General features: G+C 59.3%; 15 protein-coding genes and 1 pseudogene. 9 read left to right on the top strand and 7 right to left on the bottom strand.

Annotated elements, in window-relative coordinates:
• The first annotated feature begins 125 nt into the window (after window positions 1-125).
• The 5 genes from AC1RO0_RS30915 to AC1RO0_RS30895 all read left to right on the top strand — a co-directional run bounded on the left by AC1RO0_RS30915 (window position 126) and on the right by AC1RO0_RS30895 (window position 5,223).
• On the top strand, window positions 126-971 hold the full coding sequence (locus tag AC1RO0_RS30915) for a glycosyltransferase family 25 protein (RefSeq protein ID WP_498596341.1): 846 nt from the start codon (window positions 126-128) through the stop codon (window positions 969-971).
• Between the two features lie 98 nt (window positions 972-1,069).
• Window positions 1,070-1,747, top strand: a complete 678-nt coding sequence (locus AC1RO0_RS30910) for a winged helix-turn-helix domain-containing protein (protein ID WP_498596340.1) — start codon at window positions 1,070-1,072, stop codon at window positions 1,745-1,747.
• Window positions 1,734-3,095, top strand: a complete 1,362-nt coding sequence (locus tag AC1RO0_RS30905) for a sensor histidine kinase (RefSeq protein WP_498596339.1) — start codon at window positions 1,734-1,736, stop codon at window positions 3,093-3,095. Before AC1RO0_RS30910 ends, AC1RO0_RS30905 begins: the two co-directional genes overlap by 14 nt.
• Window positions 3,096-3,172: 77 nt before the next feature.
• Entirely contained in the window at window positions 3,173-3,946 is a 774-nt protein-coding gene (locus AC1RO0_RS30900) for a MipA/OmpV family protein (protein WP_498596373.1), read from the top strand.
• A 263-nt stretch (window positions 3,947-4,209) separates the two neighbouring features.
• Window positions 4,210-5,223 (top strand): ABC transporter substrate-binding protein, encoded by a 1,014-nt coding sequence (locus AC1RO0_RS30895; protein WP_498596338.1) that lies wholly within the window; start codon window positions 4,210-4,212, stop codon window positions 5,221-5,223.
• 97 nt (window positions 5,224-5,320) lie between these two features.
• Here AC1RO0_RS30895 and AC1RO0_RS30890 read toward each other — a convergent pair whose 3' ends face one another.
• The 7 genes from AC1RO0_RS30890 to AC1RO0_RS30860 form a co-directional block, all read right to left on the bottom strand.
• Window positions 5,321-6,037 (bottom strand): anti-sigma factor, encoded by a 717-nt coding sequence (locus AC1RO0_RS30890; protein WP_498596337.1) that lies wholly within the window; start codon window positions 6,035-6,037, stop codon window positions 5,321-5,323.
• A complete protein-coding gene (locus AC1RO0_RS30885; RefSeq protein ID WP_498596372.1) occupies window positions 6,034-6,576 on the bottom strand; it encodes a sigma-70 family RNA polymerase sigma factor in 543 nt (180 codons plus the stop codon). The genes AC1RO0_RS30890 and AC1RO0_RS30885 overlap by 4 nt, the downstream gene beginning before the upstream one ends.
• A gap of 121 nt (window positions 6,577-6,697) precedes the next feature.
• Window positions 6,698-7,135 (bottom strand): DUF2177 family protein, encoded by a 438-nt coding sequence (locus AC1RO0_RS30880; RefSeq protein WP_498596371.1) that lies wholly within the window; start codon window positions 7,133-7,135, stop codon window positions 6,698-6,700.
• A gap of 32 nt (window positions 7,136-7,167) precedes the next feature.
• Complete coding sequence (locus AC1RO0_RS30875) at window positions 7,168-7,488, bottom strand: DUF2147 domain-containing protein (protein WP_498596336.1); 321 nt, start codon at window positions 7,486-7,488, stop codon at window positions 7,168-7,170.
• A 79-nt stretch (window positions 7,489-7,567) separates the two neighbouring features.
• Window positions 7,568-8,806: a class I SAM-dependent methyltransferase gene (locus AC1RO0_RS30870; RefSeq protein ID WP_498596335.1), complete on the bottom strand. Its 1,239-nt coding sequence runs from the start codon at window positions 8,804-8,806 to the stop codon at window positions 7,568-7,570.
• On the bottom strand, window positions 8,803-9,624 hold the full coding sequence (locus AC1RO0_RS30865) for a DUF1365 domain-containing protein (protein WP_498596334.1): 822 nt from the start codon (window positions 9,622-9,624) through the stop codon (window positions 8,803-8,805). Before AC1RO0_RS30865 ends, AC1RO0_RS30870 begins: the two co-directional genes overlap by 4 nt.
• Window positions 9,621-10,982, bottom strand: coding sequence for an NAD(P)/FAD-dependent oxidoreductase (locus tag AC1RO0_RS30860; protein ID WP_498596333.1), 1,362 nt, complete (start codon window positions 10,980-10,982; stop codon window positions 9,621-9,623). Before AC1RO0_RS30860 ends, AC1RO0_RS30865 begins: the two co-directional genes overlap by 4 nt.
• 197 nt (window positions 10,983-11,179) lie before the next feature.
• Here AC1RO0_RS30860 and AC1RO0_RS30855 point away from each other — a divergent pair, with 197 nt between their 5' ends.
• The 4 genes and pseudogenes from AC1RO0_RS30855 to AC1RO0_RS30840 all read left to right on the top strand — a co-directional run.
• Complete coding sequence (locus tag AC1RO0_RS30855; RefSeq protein WP_498596332.1) at window positions 11,180-11,986, top strand: DUF1295 domain-containing protein; 807 nt, start codon at window positions 11,180-11,182, stop codon at window positions 11,984-11,986.
• On the top strand, window positions 11,983-13,011 hold the full coding sequence (locus AC1RO0_RS30850; RefSeq protein WP_498596331.1) for an SAM-dependent methyltransferase: 1,029 nt from the start codon (window positions 11,983-11,985) through the stop codon (window positions 13,009-13,011). Before AC1RO0_RS30855 ends, AC1RO0_RS30850 begins: the two co-directional genes overlap by 4 nt.
• Window positions 13,011-13,529: a hypothetical protein gene (locus AC1RO0_RS30845; protein ID WP_498596330.1), complete on the top strand. Its 519-nt coding sequence runs from the start codon at window positions 13,011-13,013 to the stop codon at window positions 13,527-13,529. The genes AC1RO0_RS30850 and AC1RO0_RS30845 overlap by 1 nt, the downstream gene beginning before the upstream one ends.
• Before the next feature lie 481 nt (window positions 13,530-14,010).
• A pseudogene (locus AC1RO0_RS30840) lies at window positions 14,011-14,349 on the top strand (hypothetical protein); the annotation flags it as partial.

The raw sequence follows: 14,349 nt of genomic DNA, 5'->3' as shown, positions 1-14,349 counted from the left end.
AAGACCGGCGATGTTCCCCCGATACAAACACCAAGCTCTGCCGCCGCCTTCGTGGCCTGCATCCAAGACGAGGACGCGGCAGGGCTTCGTGCAAAAGGAAATCGAGCGGCTTTGGAAGGAATATTATGAACGCTGCCAGCCTTCGTCTGAATATATCCGCCAACTTCGAAAACCTTCCCGTCGAAAATCCTCCCGATATGCATTGGTCGGATCCGGTCACCCTTCGACTGAAGACCTATCTCATCAATCTCGACCGCGCCGAGGATCGTCTCGCCTTCATGAGCGAGGAGTTGTCCCGCGCGCGGCTGCTGTTCGAGCGTGTGTCGGCGATAGACGGCCGGAATATCGCTTTCCCGATCCCGGAATTTGACGCGGCGGCATACCGTAGATGTCATGGGAGACAGGCAAACCCATCCGAAGTGGGTTGCTACCTCAGCCATATCGAGTGCGCGAAACGTTTCCTCGCCTCCGGCGAGCCACATGCCCTCATTCTTGAGGACGACCTGACCTTTCCGGAGGATTTCGGCGATCTGCTGCGTGCCTCGCTGAACGCCGCGGCGACATGGGACATCCTGCGTCTCTCGACAGTCAACACCGGCCGGAAATATCCCTTTCTGGATATCACGCAGAAGCGGTCTCTTGCCGTCGCGCTGACACGGGAGAAAGGGTCCGGTGCGTACATCATCAACAGGCGTGCAGCCAGATGGATGGTCGAGAAACTGGTGCCGATGAGGTTGCCTTACGATCTCGCCTACGATCTTGAACATCTCGCCGGATTGCGGGCAGTTTTCGTCACCCCGGTGCCGGTCGACCAGATGACCAATTTCCCGACACAGATCCAGCAGGGACGACGGCAATATCGGCTGCCATGGTGGCGTCGCCTCGGCATCTACCCATATCGTGCCTGGTTTGAAGCAACACGCTTTCTGTTTCGGGCAGGAATTCTGCTATACTTCAGGTTGATGAAATGAGTTTGCAGTATCCTCGCAGGCATAAGATTGCACCGCGACGGACGGGGTCGCTTCAAAGCGATGCCATTTCACTGCCGGCATGGGGAACGGATTGTCTTATGCGTATACTGCTCATAGAGGACGACATCAAAACGGCGGATTTCATCGGGCGCGGCCTGCGTGAAGCGGGTCATGTATGCGATGTATTGCCGGACGGGCAGGACGGACTTTTCCATGCCATCCGCGAGACCTATGATATTTATGTCGTCGACCGGATGCTGCCGGGTCTCGACGGCCTGTCGATCGTGCGCTCGATGCGCGCCGCCGGCGTCAAGACGCCGACGCTTTTCTTAAGTGCTATCGCCGGCATCGACGACCGGGTAGAGGGTCTCGAGGCGGGAGCCGACGACTACCTCGTCAAGCCGTTTGCGTTTTCCGAACTCCTGGCCCGCGTCAACGCGCTTGCCCGCCGCCCGCCTGCGGTTGCCGAGAAGACCGTGCTGCAAGTCGCCGACCTGACAATGGACATGATGAAACGCCGCGTCACCAGGGCAGGGGTCGAGATCGAACTGCAACCGCGCGAATTCACGCTTCTGGAGGTGCTCGCCCGTAACGAGGGCAGGGTTCTCACCCGCACGATGCTCCTCGAGCGCGTCTGGGATTTCCATTTCGATCCGAAGACCAGCGTGGTCGAAACGCATATCAGCCGGCTGCGCGGAAAGATCGACAAGCCCTTCGACGTTCAGCTCCTTCATACGATCCGAAACACCGGTTATTCGTTGCATGCGCCGCGATAGCATTCTGCGCAGCTCATCGTTTCGCCTGGCGCTGATCTTCTCGCTGATGTTCATCAGCGCCTTCATCGTCACGGGCATGATCGTCTATCAGCTTGTCCGATGGGAACTCCAGCAGCGCCAGGACCAGACCATTCAGGAGACCTTTGCGGTGATCGCCGCCGCCTATGGCGATCAGGACATCACGGACCTGCTCGATACGGTACAGACCTATATCAAGGCGGCCGGCGACCGCCAGCGGGTGTTCTCGCTCGTCGACCCCTCGGGAAAGGTTCTTGCCGGCAATATCCCAGACCTCAAGTTTCCAGAGGGCTGGAGCAGCATCGATGGCGATGAGATGCAATTGCCCGACGACCGGCAATACCGGATTTTTTCGGGCGCCGTCGATGGAAATCGCCTGACCGTCGGTCTCAGCCGACGGGAAACCGAGAACATCGAAGCGATCATGCTGCAGAGCTTCGGCTGGGCCTCCATCATCGTGCTGCTGCTGGCGGTTTCCGGCGGCGGATTGATTGCGCTGCGCGTGCAACGGCGCTTTGGCGCCGTGCGAAGCACGATGGAGCATGTAGCTCGGGGAAACCTGAATGCCCGGATTCCGATTGTCGGGCGTGGGGATGACGTTGACCTGCTGTCCCATGACATCAACGACGCCCTTGCGCGCCTTGCGGCCACCGTCGAGGGCATGCGGCAGGTCAGCACCGATATAGCCCACGACCTGAAATCCCCGCTCAACCGCCTCAAGATGACCGTCGACGAGGCGCTCGCCAAGCAGGAGAGCGGCCAGGCGGTCATCGCGGAGCTCGAGGCTGCAAGCGCCGAGGCAGACCGCATCAACGAAACTTTCGAGGCGCTGTTGCGGATTGCCCAGATCGAGGCCGGGGCGCGTAAGTCGAGATTTGGCAGGGTCGACCTCGGCGATATCCTGCAATCTCTTGCCGATATCTATTCCAGCGTCGCCGAGGATAACGGCCAGCGGCTTAAAAGCAGCCTGGACCAGCCCGGCGAGATTATTTTGGGCGATCGCGAACTGCTGACCCAGATGTATGCCAATCTCATCGAGAACGCCATTCGCCACTGCCCCGCCGGAACCGATATCGTGATCCGCAGCAAGGCGGATGCCGAGATGATCACGACCTACGTCGAGGACAACGGCCCCGGCATTCCTGAACGGGAACATGGCAATGTCTTCCGCCGCCTCTACAGACTGGAAAAAAGCCGCACGTCCCCCGGCAGCGGGCTTGGGCTCAGCCTGGTAAAGGCCGTCGCCGACCTGCACGGCGCGCGGATCCTGATGGAAAATTCCGAACCCGGTTTGCGGATAAAGATCGTGTTTCCGAGGGTTGATCAATGAAGGCTGACATGGACTGCAACTTTCGCGCCTGGCATTCGAAACATCGCTCACGCGTAACCATCGTCTTGCTGACATTTATGGTTCTGCCGGCGACATCATCCATGGCGCAGGACGCCACGAAGTCCACGTCGGACACCTGGGTCGTGACACTCGGCGCCACGGTGGAATACGGTCCCAATTATGAAGGCTCGAAGCATTATTCCTTCAGCGCCTTGCCTTCCTTCGACTTTTATCGCTTCGGTGAGACCCCTGAATACAGCGCCCCGGACGACAATTTCGACTATACGCTCTTCGATCTCGGCAATCTCGAAATCGGCCCCGTCGTCGGCTTGAGGGATGATCGCCTGGATCTCAACAATCTGCATCTGCAGAGTGAGCGTAGGGTGCGCTGGAATTTCGATGCCGGCGGCTTTGCACAATATTGGCTGATGGACAATCAGCTTCGGTTCCGCACGGAAGTGCGCCAGTCCCTTTGGGGCGGCGACGGCCTGGTCGCTGACCTTGCGCTCGATTGGTTTCAGCCGGTTGGCGACAACTTGGTTCTGTCCGCCGGACCGCGCATGTCGCTGGCAAACTCGACCTACATGCGCAGCAACTTCGGCATCTCTGCGGGTCAAGCCGCAAGAAACGGCCATGTCAGGGCCTTCGACGCCGGTGGCGGCCTGAAATCGGTCGGCTTCACGGTGGCTGCGACCTATACGATCACGCCCGAGTGGAGCGTGCAGGTCTATGAGAAATATAACCGTCTGGTGGGCGACGCCGCAGACAGCCCGATCACCTCGCAGTTCGGCTCACCCAACCAGAATATGATCGGCTTTACCCTCAACAGAACCTTCAACATCAACTTTTGAGGCGCTACGCGCTTCACGGTCGGCGATGTCGTCTATGGAAACGCTCCTGACATGCACCGGCATTTTGTGGATGACGGCTGGCAATGAGCGATATCCCAGCTTTTTACCGGTCAGACATGAGAGGTTTTCCAGGGTTTCTCTTCACGAGCCGCCCTTCAGCTCACTGAAAGGTTGCTGGTGCAAGTCTCTCCCGCTTCAGGAGGGAGCATCTGCCGATGTGGTGCCTTTTTGGTGCCGCCGGCAGCAAACGGGAGGAGACATCAATGCGTTCGACAGGCATTCTCTTGTATTCTGCGGCCCTTTCCCTTGCAACGACCGCTGTCTTGCTGACGGCGACAACGACACAGGCAGCCGACAAGATTTCCATCATGGTTGGCGGCTATGAAAAGCAGATCTATTTGCCGGCCAAGCTCGCTGAATCGCTCGGCTACTTCAAGGATGAGGGTCTCACCGTCGAGCTTCTCAACGAGCCCGCCGGCGTGGACGCGGAGAACGAAATGCTTGCCGGTGCCGTCCAGGGTGTCGTCGGCTTCTACGATCACTGCATCGATCTTCAAGGCAAGGGTAAATTCGTCGAGTCCGTCGTGCAGTTCAGCCAGGCGCCCGGCGAAGTCGAGCTGGTGTCCAGCAAACATCCCGAGATCAAGTCGCCCGCCGATTTCAAGGGCAAGAGCCTTGGCGTCACGGGTCTCGGCTCGTCGACCAATTTCCTGACGCAGTATCTGGCGGTCAAAAACGGCCTGAAGCTAAGCGATTTCACCTCGGTTCCGGTCGGCGCCGGCCAGACTTTCATCGCTGCCTTGCAGCAGGATGCAATCCAGGCCGGGATGACCACCGAACCGACGATCTCGCACCTGCTGAAGACCGGCGAAGCCAAGGTCCTGATCGATATGCGCACCATGGCCGGCACCAAGGCCGTCCTCGGTGGCACCTATCCGGCCGCCTCTCTCTATATGCAGGCCTCGTGGATCAACGATCACAAGGCGGAGACACAGAAGCTTGCCAATGCCTTCGTCAAGACGCTGCATTTCATCAACACCCATTCCGCCGCCGAAATCGCCGACAAGATGCCGAAGGATTTCTACATTGGCGACAAGGAAGGCTATGTGAAAGCGCTCGAAAACGGCAAGGCGATGTTTACGCCCGATGGCGTCATGCCGGAAGACGGTCCGAAGACCGTTCTTACCGTTCTTTCAGCGTTTTCGAAGAACGTTCAAGGCAAGTCGATAGACCTGTCTAAGACCTACACGACGGAGTTCGTCAAGGCCGCCAAATAAGCCGGCTGTGCTACGTGAGAGCAGACGGAAATAGTTTCAGTGCCACCGCGAAATATCGCCGCGGTGGCCGGAACCACCCATTTCCTGCGGAGAAAAGTCAGGACCTGCGGGCGACACCGCTCGCGATCACCGGACCGGTGGGTAAGCCAGTCGGCGAGCCGCCATATGGTTCGAGGCTGACGGCAAATGTCGCGCCCTCGGCCATACTACCCCGGAGATCGGCCGGGATCACAATTTCGCCGTCCGCGCCCGGCTGGAAGACGCCGAGCGACCTTGGATTGCCGCTGCCCGGCACCAGCCAGAGCTGCAGTGACTTCTCCCCGGTCCCGCTGGCTGCGACCGGCACGATGCGCAGACGGCCGCTTGCGGCATCATAGGACGCCAGCAGATTGACCTGATTGTTGGGGGCGGAAAGTTCCGCCACCAGTGGCGTCGCACTGTGCGTCGTTGGAACGACACCGGACGTATAGACCAAGGCGATGACGGCGATGGCAGATGTCGCGAGCCACAGCCGGCGCCAGAAAATAGCGGAATTCCAAAAGCCATGAGATGGCGCGGCCGACGCGGCAGGACCGAACAGGCGCCGCTCGATCTGCGTGAAGACGGCGGCACTCGGCGCGACGTCCTCATAATCGTCGTTGAACGAGCCAAAATCCATCTGCCATCGCTCAATGACAGCGGCAAAGGCTCGATCGGTCGCGATACGCTGCTCGACCCGGCGCCGCGCGTCGATCGACAGCACGCCGAGTACATATTCGCCGGCCAGGATTTCGTCCTGCGCGCGTCCACCTTGACCTTGATCGCCCGATGTCATCGCTGCATGCACTCTCTGAGTTTGAGTAGGCTCCGGCGCAGCCATGTGCGCACGGTATTCAAGGGAACCTTCAATTCCTCCGCCAGCTCGAGATAACTCAAACCGTCGACATAAGCGCTCCGAACCGCGCGGGCGCGCACTGCATCCAGTTCCCGCATGCAGCTATCGATCCGACGGCCTTCGTCAGCGATCACCACCTGCTGCTCCGGATCGGGGCTATTCTCGTCCGCGAGATCATAGGCCTCGTCAAGATCGTCGGCCACAGGCTTTCTTGCCCTGATAGTATCGATCGCATGATTGCGTGCGATCGCAGCCAACCAGACGGATGGCGCCCCTGCACTCGTTGCAAAGGTTTTCGAGCGCTGCCAGACCTTGATATAGATTTCCTGAAGAGCTTCCTCCGCGTCCGTTCTGTCCTTCAGAATACGAAGACATATCGAGAAAAGTTTCGGGTTCGTCGCCCGATACAATGTTGCAAAGGCCGCGCGATCTCCCATCGCGACGTGATTGATCAGAGCTGCGATCTCATTGCTTTGCATTCGGAAAGAACCTTCTCGCTCTCTGTATATAGAGACCGGAGATCTGGAAAAACAAGCCGCACTCGTCGTGAAAACACGGCGTTGAGGGATGGCGAAGACTGGCTGCGTCAAGTCGCGAGCGTCAGCCATCAAGGTTGTCCGCGTGCTGTCTTATAGCACCGTCGATCCCACTCGTAATCCATTGGCCGGCGCCGGAGGCGAACGCAGAAAGAAGAGTGCCCCAGATGAGATCCGCCACCGTGAGTGTCGTCGACCAGTTCTTCAGCGTCGCCTGATTGGTAAGATCATAGGCGGCGTAGGCCGTGAAGCCGAGTACCGCGCCATGGAGAATTGCCTTACGCAACGAGCCGGATACCAGCCCCGGCCGAACAGCAAGGAACGTCAATCCGGCGACATAGACGAGATAGAAGAGCACGGCGGGCGCAAGCCGGAAATCCTGGGCCAGCATATCACCCATCACTGGCCGATAGAGGCGGTCTGCCATGGTGCCGAGCCAAACGCTGTCGATCGCCACGAAGACCGCCAAAGTGACGACATAGGCGATGATGTAAGTTTTCATGGAAAGCTTCGGCATGGCTGCACTCCGTTTGGCTAGTTGATGCGCGCCCAATTGACGTCCTTGCAGAGGAGCCCCGCGAGCACGCAGCCTCTGGTCGTCATCGTATCCCCCTTGACGCTCACGCTTATCTTGTAGGTCAGGTTACGCTGCGGATCGAAGGCCGTGCCTGAATATCCGCCGTCGGCAACCGGCTTGATCGTCATCGTCAATATGTCTCCGGCCTTCTCGCTCGGAGTGCCGGGCTTGATCCAGGTGTTGGTGGCGCAGATGTTCGATCCACACGGCGCGATCCTGACCTTGGCATTGCCGTCACCACGCGCCCACTGGCCATCCATACCGGCAGCGTTGGCCATGGTTGCAGAACCCAAGCTCAACATTGTCGCGACCGTTACAATCCACTTGAAGTGCATGTCTCGCCTCATCGCTAGCCCCTTAAACCTCGGAATGTTCGATCGTGTAGAACCCGACGTTGATCGCCCCCTCTTCGAAACCGGCCTCGCAGTAGCAAAGGTAATAGTCCCAAAGCCGTCTGAAGCGATCGTCGAAACCGAGGGCGGCGATGGCCGGCCAGCGGGCATGGAAGCGCGCCCGCCACTCGGCGAGCGTGCGAGCATAGGACTTGCCGAAATGCTCGGTTTCGATGAGTTTCAGGCCAGCTTTGGCGACCTCAGCCGCAAGTGCGGAATCGGACGGCAGGAAGCCGCCGGGAAAGATGTATTTCTGGATGAAATCCGTATCCCGGCGATAGGTTTCGAAACGGCGTTCCTCGATGGATATGATCTGCAGAACCGCCCGTCCGCCCTGCTTCAGGCACCGCTTCAGCGCCTGGAAGTAAGTGGGCCAATAGGCCTCACCGACCGCCTCGAACATCTCGATCGAAACGATACGGTCAAACTGTCCGTTCGTATCGCGATAGTCCTGCAGCCGAAGATCGATCTGCTCGTCCTGGCCGGCCTTAAACACCACATCTTTCGCCCAGGAGAGCTGCGAGGGCGAGAGCGTGATGCCCGTCACATTCGCATCCGCTTCACAGGCAAGATGCATGGCAAGAGCGCCCCAGCCGCAGCCAATCTCGAGAATTGTCTCACCGCCACTCAAAGCGAGCTTTTCCCGAACCTTCTCAAGCTTGCGCTGCTGGGCGGCTTCCAGCGTCGGCGTGGTTTTGTCCCATACCGCCGATGAATAGAGCATCGAAGGGTCGAGCCATTCCTTGTAGAAGTCATTCCCGAGATCGTAATGCGCCTCGATATTCTTTCGGCTGCCGCGCTTCGTATTGGCGTTCAGCAGATTTCGTAGACGATAGAGGAGCCGCATCAAAGGGGTTCCATGGATCGCCGGCGCGAGTGCCTCACTGTTCCTTGCCGCAAAGCGGATGGCCGCCGTCAGGTCAGGCGCTGTCCAGTCTCCATGGATATAGCTCTCGGCAAATCCGATGTCGCCGCCGGTCAGAAGACGGCGCAGCATGCGCCAGCGTCTCACGATAATCGTGGCGTCCGGCCCGGGCTCCGATCCGGTTTTCTCGATCAATCCGCCTGATGGCAGCTCTATTCTCAGCCGTCCATAGCGGATATTGCCAAGCAGCCGCTCAAACAACCTACCACCGAAACCGAGCCGGTCCGTTTCGGTGGAAACATCGAGCGGAATACCGGGGAAATCTTCAAGCGAGCTCATGAACCTCGACCTTGCTGTGTGTGGGCGCTGTGTGCGGATGGGGGGCGAACGAAGGAGATGGGCATTTCCGGCGGACGCGGGTGCTCACGCAGACGGATGCCTTTCAGCCAGATCTTGAGGGCCTCCCAGTGGATGCCTCCGATCACCCTGAGCGTCAGGAACGGGATGGCGACGAAGGCTTTGAGCAAGGCGACATCCGAAAGCTCCACGCGCCGCGCGACGTGCCGTGCCGTCAGCACCAGTCCTTCGCTATCGAACGTATCGATCCGGATCGCCAGCTTGTCGGTGGGCAACGAAACATGGAACGCGTAGCGCAGGTCCATATCCATGAACGGCGAGACATGGAACACCTTGTCGCAATACTGGACGATCGCGCCGCCGACTTCATCCTCGACGGGGATTATGTAGCCATGGCGCTCGCCGAAGGTGTTGTCGACTTCCCAGAGGATGGCCTTGATCTGCCCGCTTCTGTCGTAACAGAAGAAGGCACTGAGCGGATTGAAGGCCCAGCCGAGAAGCCGCGGCATGGTCAAAAGCCGGATCGGGCCGCCGTCCGGTTCCACACCGACCGCGCGCATGGAGTGTTCCACCTGCGTACGAAGGTCCGAGCCCGAGCGGTCACCGCGATCCCTGCGGTAAAATGAAAAGAGATTGAATCGATCGACGGAGAACCAGCGCAGCCGCCGATCGAGCTCATCAAGTTCATCGAGATCGATCAGCAGCGAATAGATGCGATAGGCGAGCTTATGCACCTTCGGCGTCAATCGCGCATGCGTCACATGGCCAGGAAAGAGTGCTGATTGCAGTTCTGCCTTCATGCCAACACCTCTTGCGCGGTGGAGGCGACGACCGGCTTGCGGATGATGCGGGCACTTTCCTGCGCCACCTGCCAGGGCCGGCGCAGGCCGCCGAGGTCTTCAGCCACGGCAAGTCCCGCCTGCATCCCGTCCTCATGAAAGCCGGAACCGAAATGGGCACCGCAGAACCATGTGTTTCGAACGCCCTGCAGCGACCAGATTTCCTGCTGCGCCCGCTCCGTGCCCATGTCGAAGACCGGATGTTCGTAGACCTGGCGGCGGATAACCGTCTCCTCGCGCGGCGCGTAGCGTGGATTGAGCGTCACGAAGACCGGCGGCGCCTGGCCGAGCGGCTGTAGCCGGTTCATCCAATAGGTGATTGACGGTTGGGTCGGAGCCTCGCGCGTGTCGGCGAGATAGTTCCAGCTCGACCACGCGGCGCGGCGCTTTGGCATCAGACCGGTATCGCCATGCAGGACCGCTTCGTTGCGGGAATAGGAGAAAGCCCCGAGGATGCGCTGCTCCTGCGGGCTTGCGTCGATCAGCATGCGCAAAGCCTGGTCCGCATGGGTGGCGATCACCACATCGTCGAAGGTATTCCGTTTGCCACCGGCGTCGATGATCTCCACGCTACCGGTATCGCGGCGGATCGCCTTTACCGGCGTCGAGAGACGGATACGGTCGGCGAACCCGCTCGTCATCCGCTTCACATACTCACGGCTGCCACCCTTCACAGTGCGCCAGATCGGCCGGTTCCAGAGTTCCAGCAGGCCGTGATTGCGGCAGAATTTCACGAAATGCGCCGCCGGATACCGGCCGACCTCCATGGCCGGCGTCGACCAGATGGCCGCCGCCATCGGATAAAGGTGGTCCTCGCGGAAGGCATGCCCATAGCCGTTGCGCACCAGATAGTCGTCGAGCGAGATATCTCCCATGCTCGGCAAGTCGCGCGGCGCATTGCGATAGAACCGCAAGAGGTCGCGCATCATCGACCAGAAGCGTGGGTTGATGATGTTGGATTTTTGCGCAAACAGACCGAACCCGGTGCCCCCGGAATATTCATAGGCGCCGTCGTTGAGCGATACGGAAAACGACATGCTGGAGGCAGCCGTCGGGACATCGAGCGTGCGAAAAAAGGCCGTCAGATTGGGATAGGTAGCCTCGTTGTAAACGATGAAGCCGGTATCGACCGAGACACGGCCGACCGGACTTTCGAAATCCACCGTATTGCTATGGCCACCGACGCGATCGGCCGCTTCAAAGACGGTGACGTCATGGCGCTGCGACAGCAGCCACGCCGCCGAGAGACCTGAAATGCCGGTCCCAACGATTGCGATATTCAGACGCCTGCCGCCCGTGTTCCGGTCGTAGTACCCCATGAAATCCTCTCTTCCGCGCGATGATCCCAGCCGTGTCTTCGACGGCCTCCAAGCAGTTACGAGAGGTTTCGATGACGAGTTTCACGAAGCAGACGTTTTTTGATCGAAATTTTTGAGCCAGGACGAAACTAGTTTCTCCTGCCCTCCGTAGATGCGGGAACAAGCGCGATGACGCATTCCGCAATGCGAGGGGTTTGATGGACTACCTTCTTCTGGCTTTCATCGCGATCTGTCTTTCTCTTGCAATGACGGGCGCCTGGACAGTGCAGCGAGAGACCGGCGCGAGCGGCTGGATCGATACGATCTGGTCCTTCGCGGTTGGGCTCGGCGGCATTGGCGCGGCGGCCTTCGCCGGCGGCGCGTTTGACCGGCGCGTCGCGGTCATCACCATCGTCGCCGCCTGGTCGCTCAGGCTCGGCTGCCATATCGCAGCCCGGACCAGAGCCGGTGGCGAAGATCCGCGCTATGCCAAACTGATCGAGGAATGGGGCGATTCCTCTCCGTGGCGTCTTTTCGTCTTCCTGCAGGTCCAGGCGCTTGCTGCCTTCATACTCGTGCTCGCCGTCTATCTTGCCGCCGCCAATACCGCGCCCTATCCGCGCGCATGGGATCTCATCGCCATCCTCGTCGCGGTCTTAGCGCTTGGCGGCGAAGCGGCCTCGGACATACAGCTTGCTCACTTCCGCAAGACACCCGGCGCCAAGACTGCAGTTTGCCAGACCGGGCTCTGGCGCTATTCCCGCCACCCCAACTACTTTTTCGAATGGCTCGGCTGGTGCGTCTGGCCGCTCTTCGCCCTTACATTAAACCCCTGGAGCTGGCTTTCCCTGCTTGCACCCGCGCTGATGTATTGGCTGCTGGTCCATGTCTCCGGCATCCCGCCGCTCGAAGAACACATGCTGAAATCGCGCGGCGAGACGTTCCGCGCGCTGCAAACCCGCGTCAACGCCTTTTTCCCCGGACCCCGCAAACCCTGCTCCCGCAAACAAGGAGATTTGCAATGAACATGCTGGCTTTTGCCATCAACACCGCGGAGCGAGCTCCGCTCACCGACGGCATGACGCTCGCAGCCATCGATTTCCTCTGCGGCCGTACCAAGCGCAAATTGGCTGCCGCGCCCCAGGAAGCGGAGCGTGCTTTCCTTGAGACGATGACGCATTTCCCCGTCGCCACCCATGCCGATGAGGCGAACCGTCAGCACTACGAAGTGCCGGCCGAGTTCTTCTCCCTGGTGCTCGGACCGCAGCGGAAATATTCAAGCTGCCTCTATTCGAGTGCCGATGCGACGCTTGCCGAAGCGGAAACTCATGCGCTCTTGCAGACGGTGAAGCATGCCAACATCCAGGACGGTATGAGCATCCTCGAACTCGGCTGCGGCTGGGGTTCCTTGTCGCTCTACATGGCGCGGCGTTTCCCGAATGCCCGGATCACATCCGTCTCCAATTCGGACTCGCAACGCCAATATATCCTGCAGCAGGCGAAACAGCGCGGTTTGGGCAATCTCTCCGTCATCACCGCCGACATGAACGATTTCTCGGCCGGTCAGACCTATGACCGGGTCGTCTCGGTCGAGATGTTCGAACATATGTCCAACTGGCGCACCCTTCTCGAACGGGTCCACAGCTGGTTGAAGCCCGAGGGAAAGCTTTTCCTGCACGTCTTCACGCATAGGGATCGCTCCTACCGCTTCGATCATTCCGACCCCGCCGATTGGATCGCCCATCACTTCTTCACTGGCGGCATCATGCCGGCTTTCGACCTGCCGCACCGCTTCGGCGATCTCTTCAAAGTGCAGCAGGATTGGCGCTGGTCGGGCACGCATTACCGCCGCACGGCTCTCGATTGGCTCGCCAACTTCGACCGGGAGATCGACCGCATCCAGCCAATTCTCAAAAGCGTCTACGGCAGGGACGCTTCGCTATGGCAGCGCCGCTGGCGCCTGTTCTTCCTGGCAACCGCCGGCCTGTTCGGCCATGACAACGGCGATGTCTGGGGCGTCGGCCACTATCTTCTGACGCCAGTCGCCTGATGTCAGCGCTTAGAACATCACCGGATCCTCTCACCCGGGCGAGCGTCACGATCGCCTGGGTGATCATGGCGAACAAGCCCTTCTACCCGCTCTATGTCTGGTGGCTCGCAGGAAATGGCGTTGTGGCTTCGCTCGGCACGCTGATTGCAGCACCTTTCTTCCTGGCCATCCCGTTTCTTGCAAACCGTTCGCCGCTCGCAGCGCGCCTCGCGCTGCCTCTTATCGGCACAATCGATACGCTCTTCGAGATAAAGCTGTTCGGCACTGGATCGGGCACTGCGCTTTTCCTGGCCCCCTGCATCATGCTGGCAGCGCTGTCATTTCATGCCGAAGAGAAATGGTGGCAGCGCGGCATGACCGCCTTCATCTTTCTGGTTTTCATCATCTCTCGAATGTCTATCGGCGAACCATTTCACACCTGGACGGACGCGGACCTATCGACCTTGCTGAACCTCAACGCCTTCGCGGTCGCCAGCCTGACGGCTTTCATCGCGCTTCGTTACGCTGGCGTCCGATAAATTTCATTTCTGTGGCTAGGTAACAGGTCCATGTTGGTTAGATCTGTGGGTGGCTGGTCTAGACCTTCTTGCTTTGGCTGCTCCCGACGACACTCAGGACCAGAACCAACGCGAGCGCGATACCGAAGCCGATGGCGGTCGACTCGGCCGCCTGTGAAGCGGCTCTTAAGGCTGATCGCGTTGAGGACGGAAGCGCAAAGCATTGATTCTATTACGCAATTACGCGCTAAAGCGGGATTGTGGCCGGCTCGGGGATAACCCCACTCAAGTTCTAAATTTTCACTGCGTTTCCAAATTGTTGTCGCGGATGTCAATGGGGTGAACGTTCGGAGCCGATTCACATTGTGAGGGGGAATTGTTTATGCCCACCTCGACGATGATCATTCCCTTTCGGAAAACATTGTCACACAACTGAGAAGTTCCTGACCTAACGAAGCTTTTGGGTTTCCACTGAGTGCAGCGGTCGATCGGGAGTGATGAAATGTTGAGACGAGTTGGCAACGGATCCGAGACCCAGGTAATAGACCTTGGCTTCGGAGACGTGACCAATCGTCCGGCATCGCCGAAAACCCTCGACGTCAGCGCAATACGCAAGATCAGCCCCGCCGGCGACGGGCAGGTGACAGACATCTCTGCTGCGCGGTTGGGTTTCATCTGGTCTACGCCGACCAAAAGCGGTGGCTCCACGATACTGATCGATGCAAAGGCAAGCACGATCGAAACCCGTTCGGACACCGATCTTAAGATCGACCTGGACGGTTTGAAGAGGGTTGCGGCTTCCGAGTTCGGCAGCACCGTCCCCAACAATATCACCCACCTG

This window comes from Rhizobium sp. GW821-FHT14E12, assembly GCF_058803745.1.
This window is presented reverse-complemented; position numbering and strand designations above follow the sequence as displayed.

What these genes read in the sequence shown, in the direction of transcription:
- AC1RO0_RS30845 (WP_498596330.1), top strand. Translation starts at nt 13,011, where the DNA reads ATGTCAGCGCTTAGAACATCACCGGATCCTCTCACCCGGGCGAGCGTC.
- AC1RO0_RS30885 (WP_498596372.1), bottom strand. Translation starts at nt 6,576, where the DNA reads ATGCAAAGCAATGAGATCGCAGCTCTGATCAATCACGTCGCGATGGGA.
- AC1RO0_RS30915 (WP_498596341.1), top strand. Translation starts at nt 126, where the DNA reads ATGAACGCTGCCAGCCTTCGTCTGAATATATCCGCCAACTTCGAAAAC.
- AC1RO0_RS30910 (WP_498596340.1), top strand. Translation starts at nt 1,070, where the DNA reads ATGCGTATACTGCTCATAGAGGACGACATCAAAACGGCGGATTTCATC.
- AC1RO0_RS30875 (WP_498596336.1), bottom strand. Translation starts at nt 7,488, where the DNA reads ATGGCCAACGCTGCCGGTATGGATGGCCAGTGGGCGCGTGGTGACGGC.
- AC1RO0_RS30850 (WP_498596331.1), top strand. Translation starts at nt 11,983, where the DNA reads ATGAACATGCTGGCTTTTGCCATCAACACCGCGGAGCGAGCTCCGCTC.
- AC1RO0_RS30865 (WP_498596334.1), bottom strand. Translation starts at nt 9,624, where the DNA reads ATGAAGGCAGAACTGCAATCAGCACTCTTTCCTGGCCATGTGACGCAT.
- AC1RO0_RS30905 (WP_498596339.1), top strand. Translation starts at nt 1,734, where the DNA reads ATGCGCCGCGATAGCATTCTGCGCAGCTCATCGTTTCGCCTGGCGCTG.
- AC1RO0_RS30895 (WP_498596338.1), top strand. Translation starts at nt 4,210, where the DNA reads ATGCGTTCGACAGGCATTCTCTTGTATTCTGCGGCCCTTTCCCTTGCA.
- AC1RO0_RS30890 (WP_498596337.1), bottom strand. Translation starts at nt 6,037, where the DNA reads ATGACATCGGGCGATCAAGGTCAAGGTGGACGCGCGCAGGACGAAATC.
- AC1RO0_RS30860 (WP_498596333.1), bottom strand. Translation starts at nt 10,982, where the DNA reads ATGGGGTACTACGACCGGAACACGGGCGGCAGGCGTCTGAATATCGCA.
- AC1RO0_RS30855 (WP_498596332.1), top strand. Translation starts at nt 11,180, where the DNA reads ATGGACTACCTTCTTCTGGCTTTCATCGCGATCTGTCTTTCTCTTGCA.
- AC1RO0_RS30900 (WP_498596373.1), top strand. Translation starts at nt 3,173, where the DNA reads ATGGTTCTGCCGGCGACATCATCCATGGCGCAGGACGCCACGAAGTCC.
- AC1RO0_RS30870 (WP_498596335.1), bottom strand. Translation starts at nt 8,806, where the DNA reads ATGAGCTCGCTTGAAGATTTCCCCGGTATTCCGCTCGATGTTTCCACC.
- AC1RO0_RS30880 (WP_498596371.1), bottom strand. Translation starts at nt 7,135, where the DNA reads ATGAAAACTTACATCATCGCCTATGTCGTCACTTTGGCGGTCTTCGTG.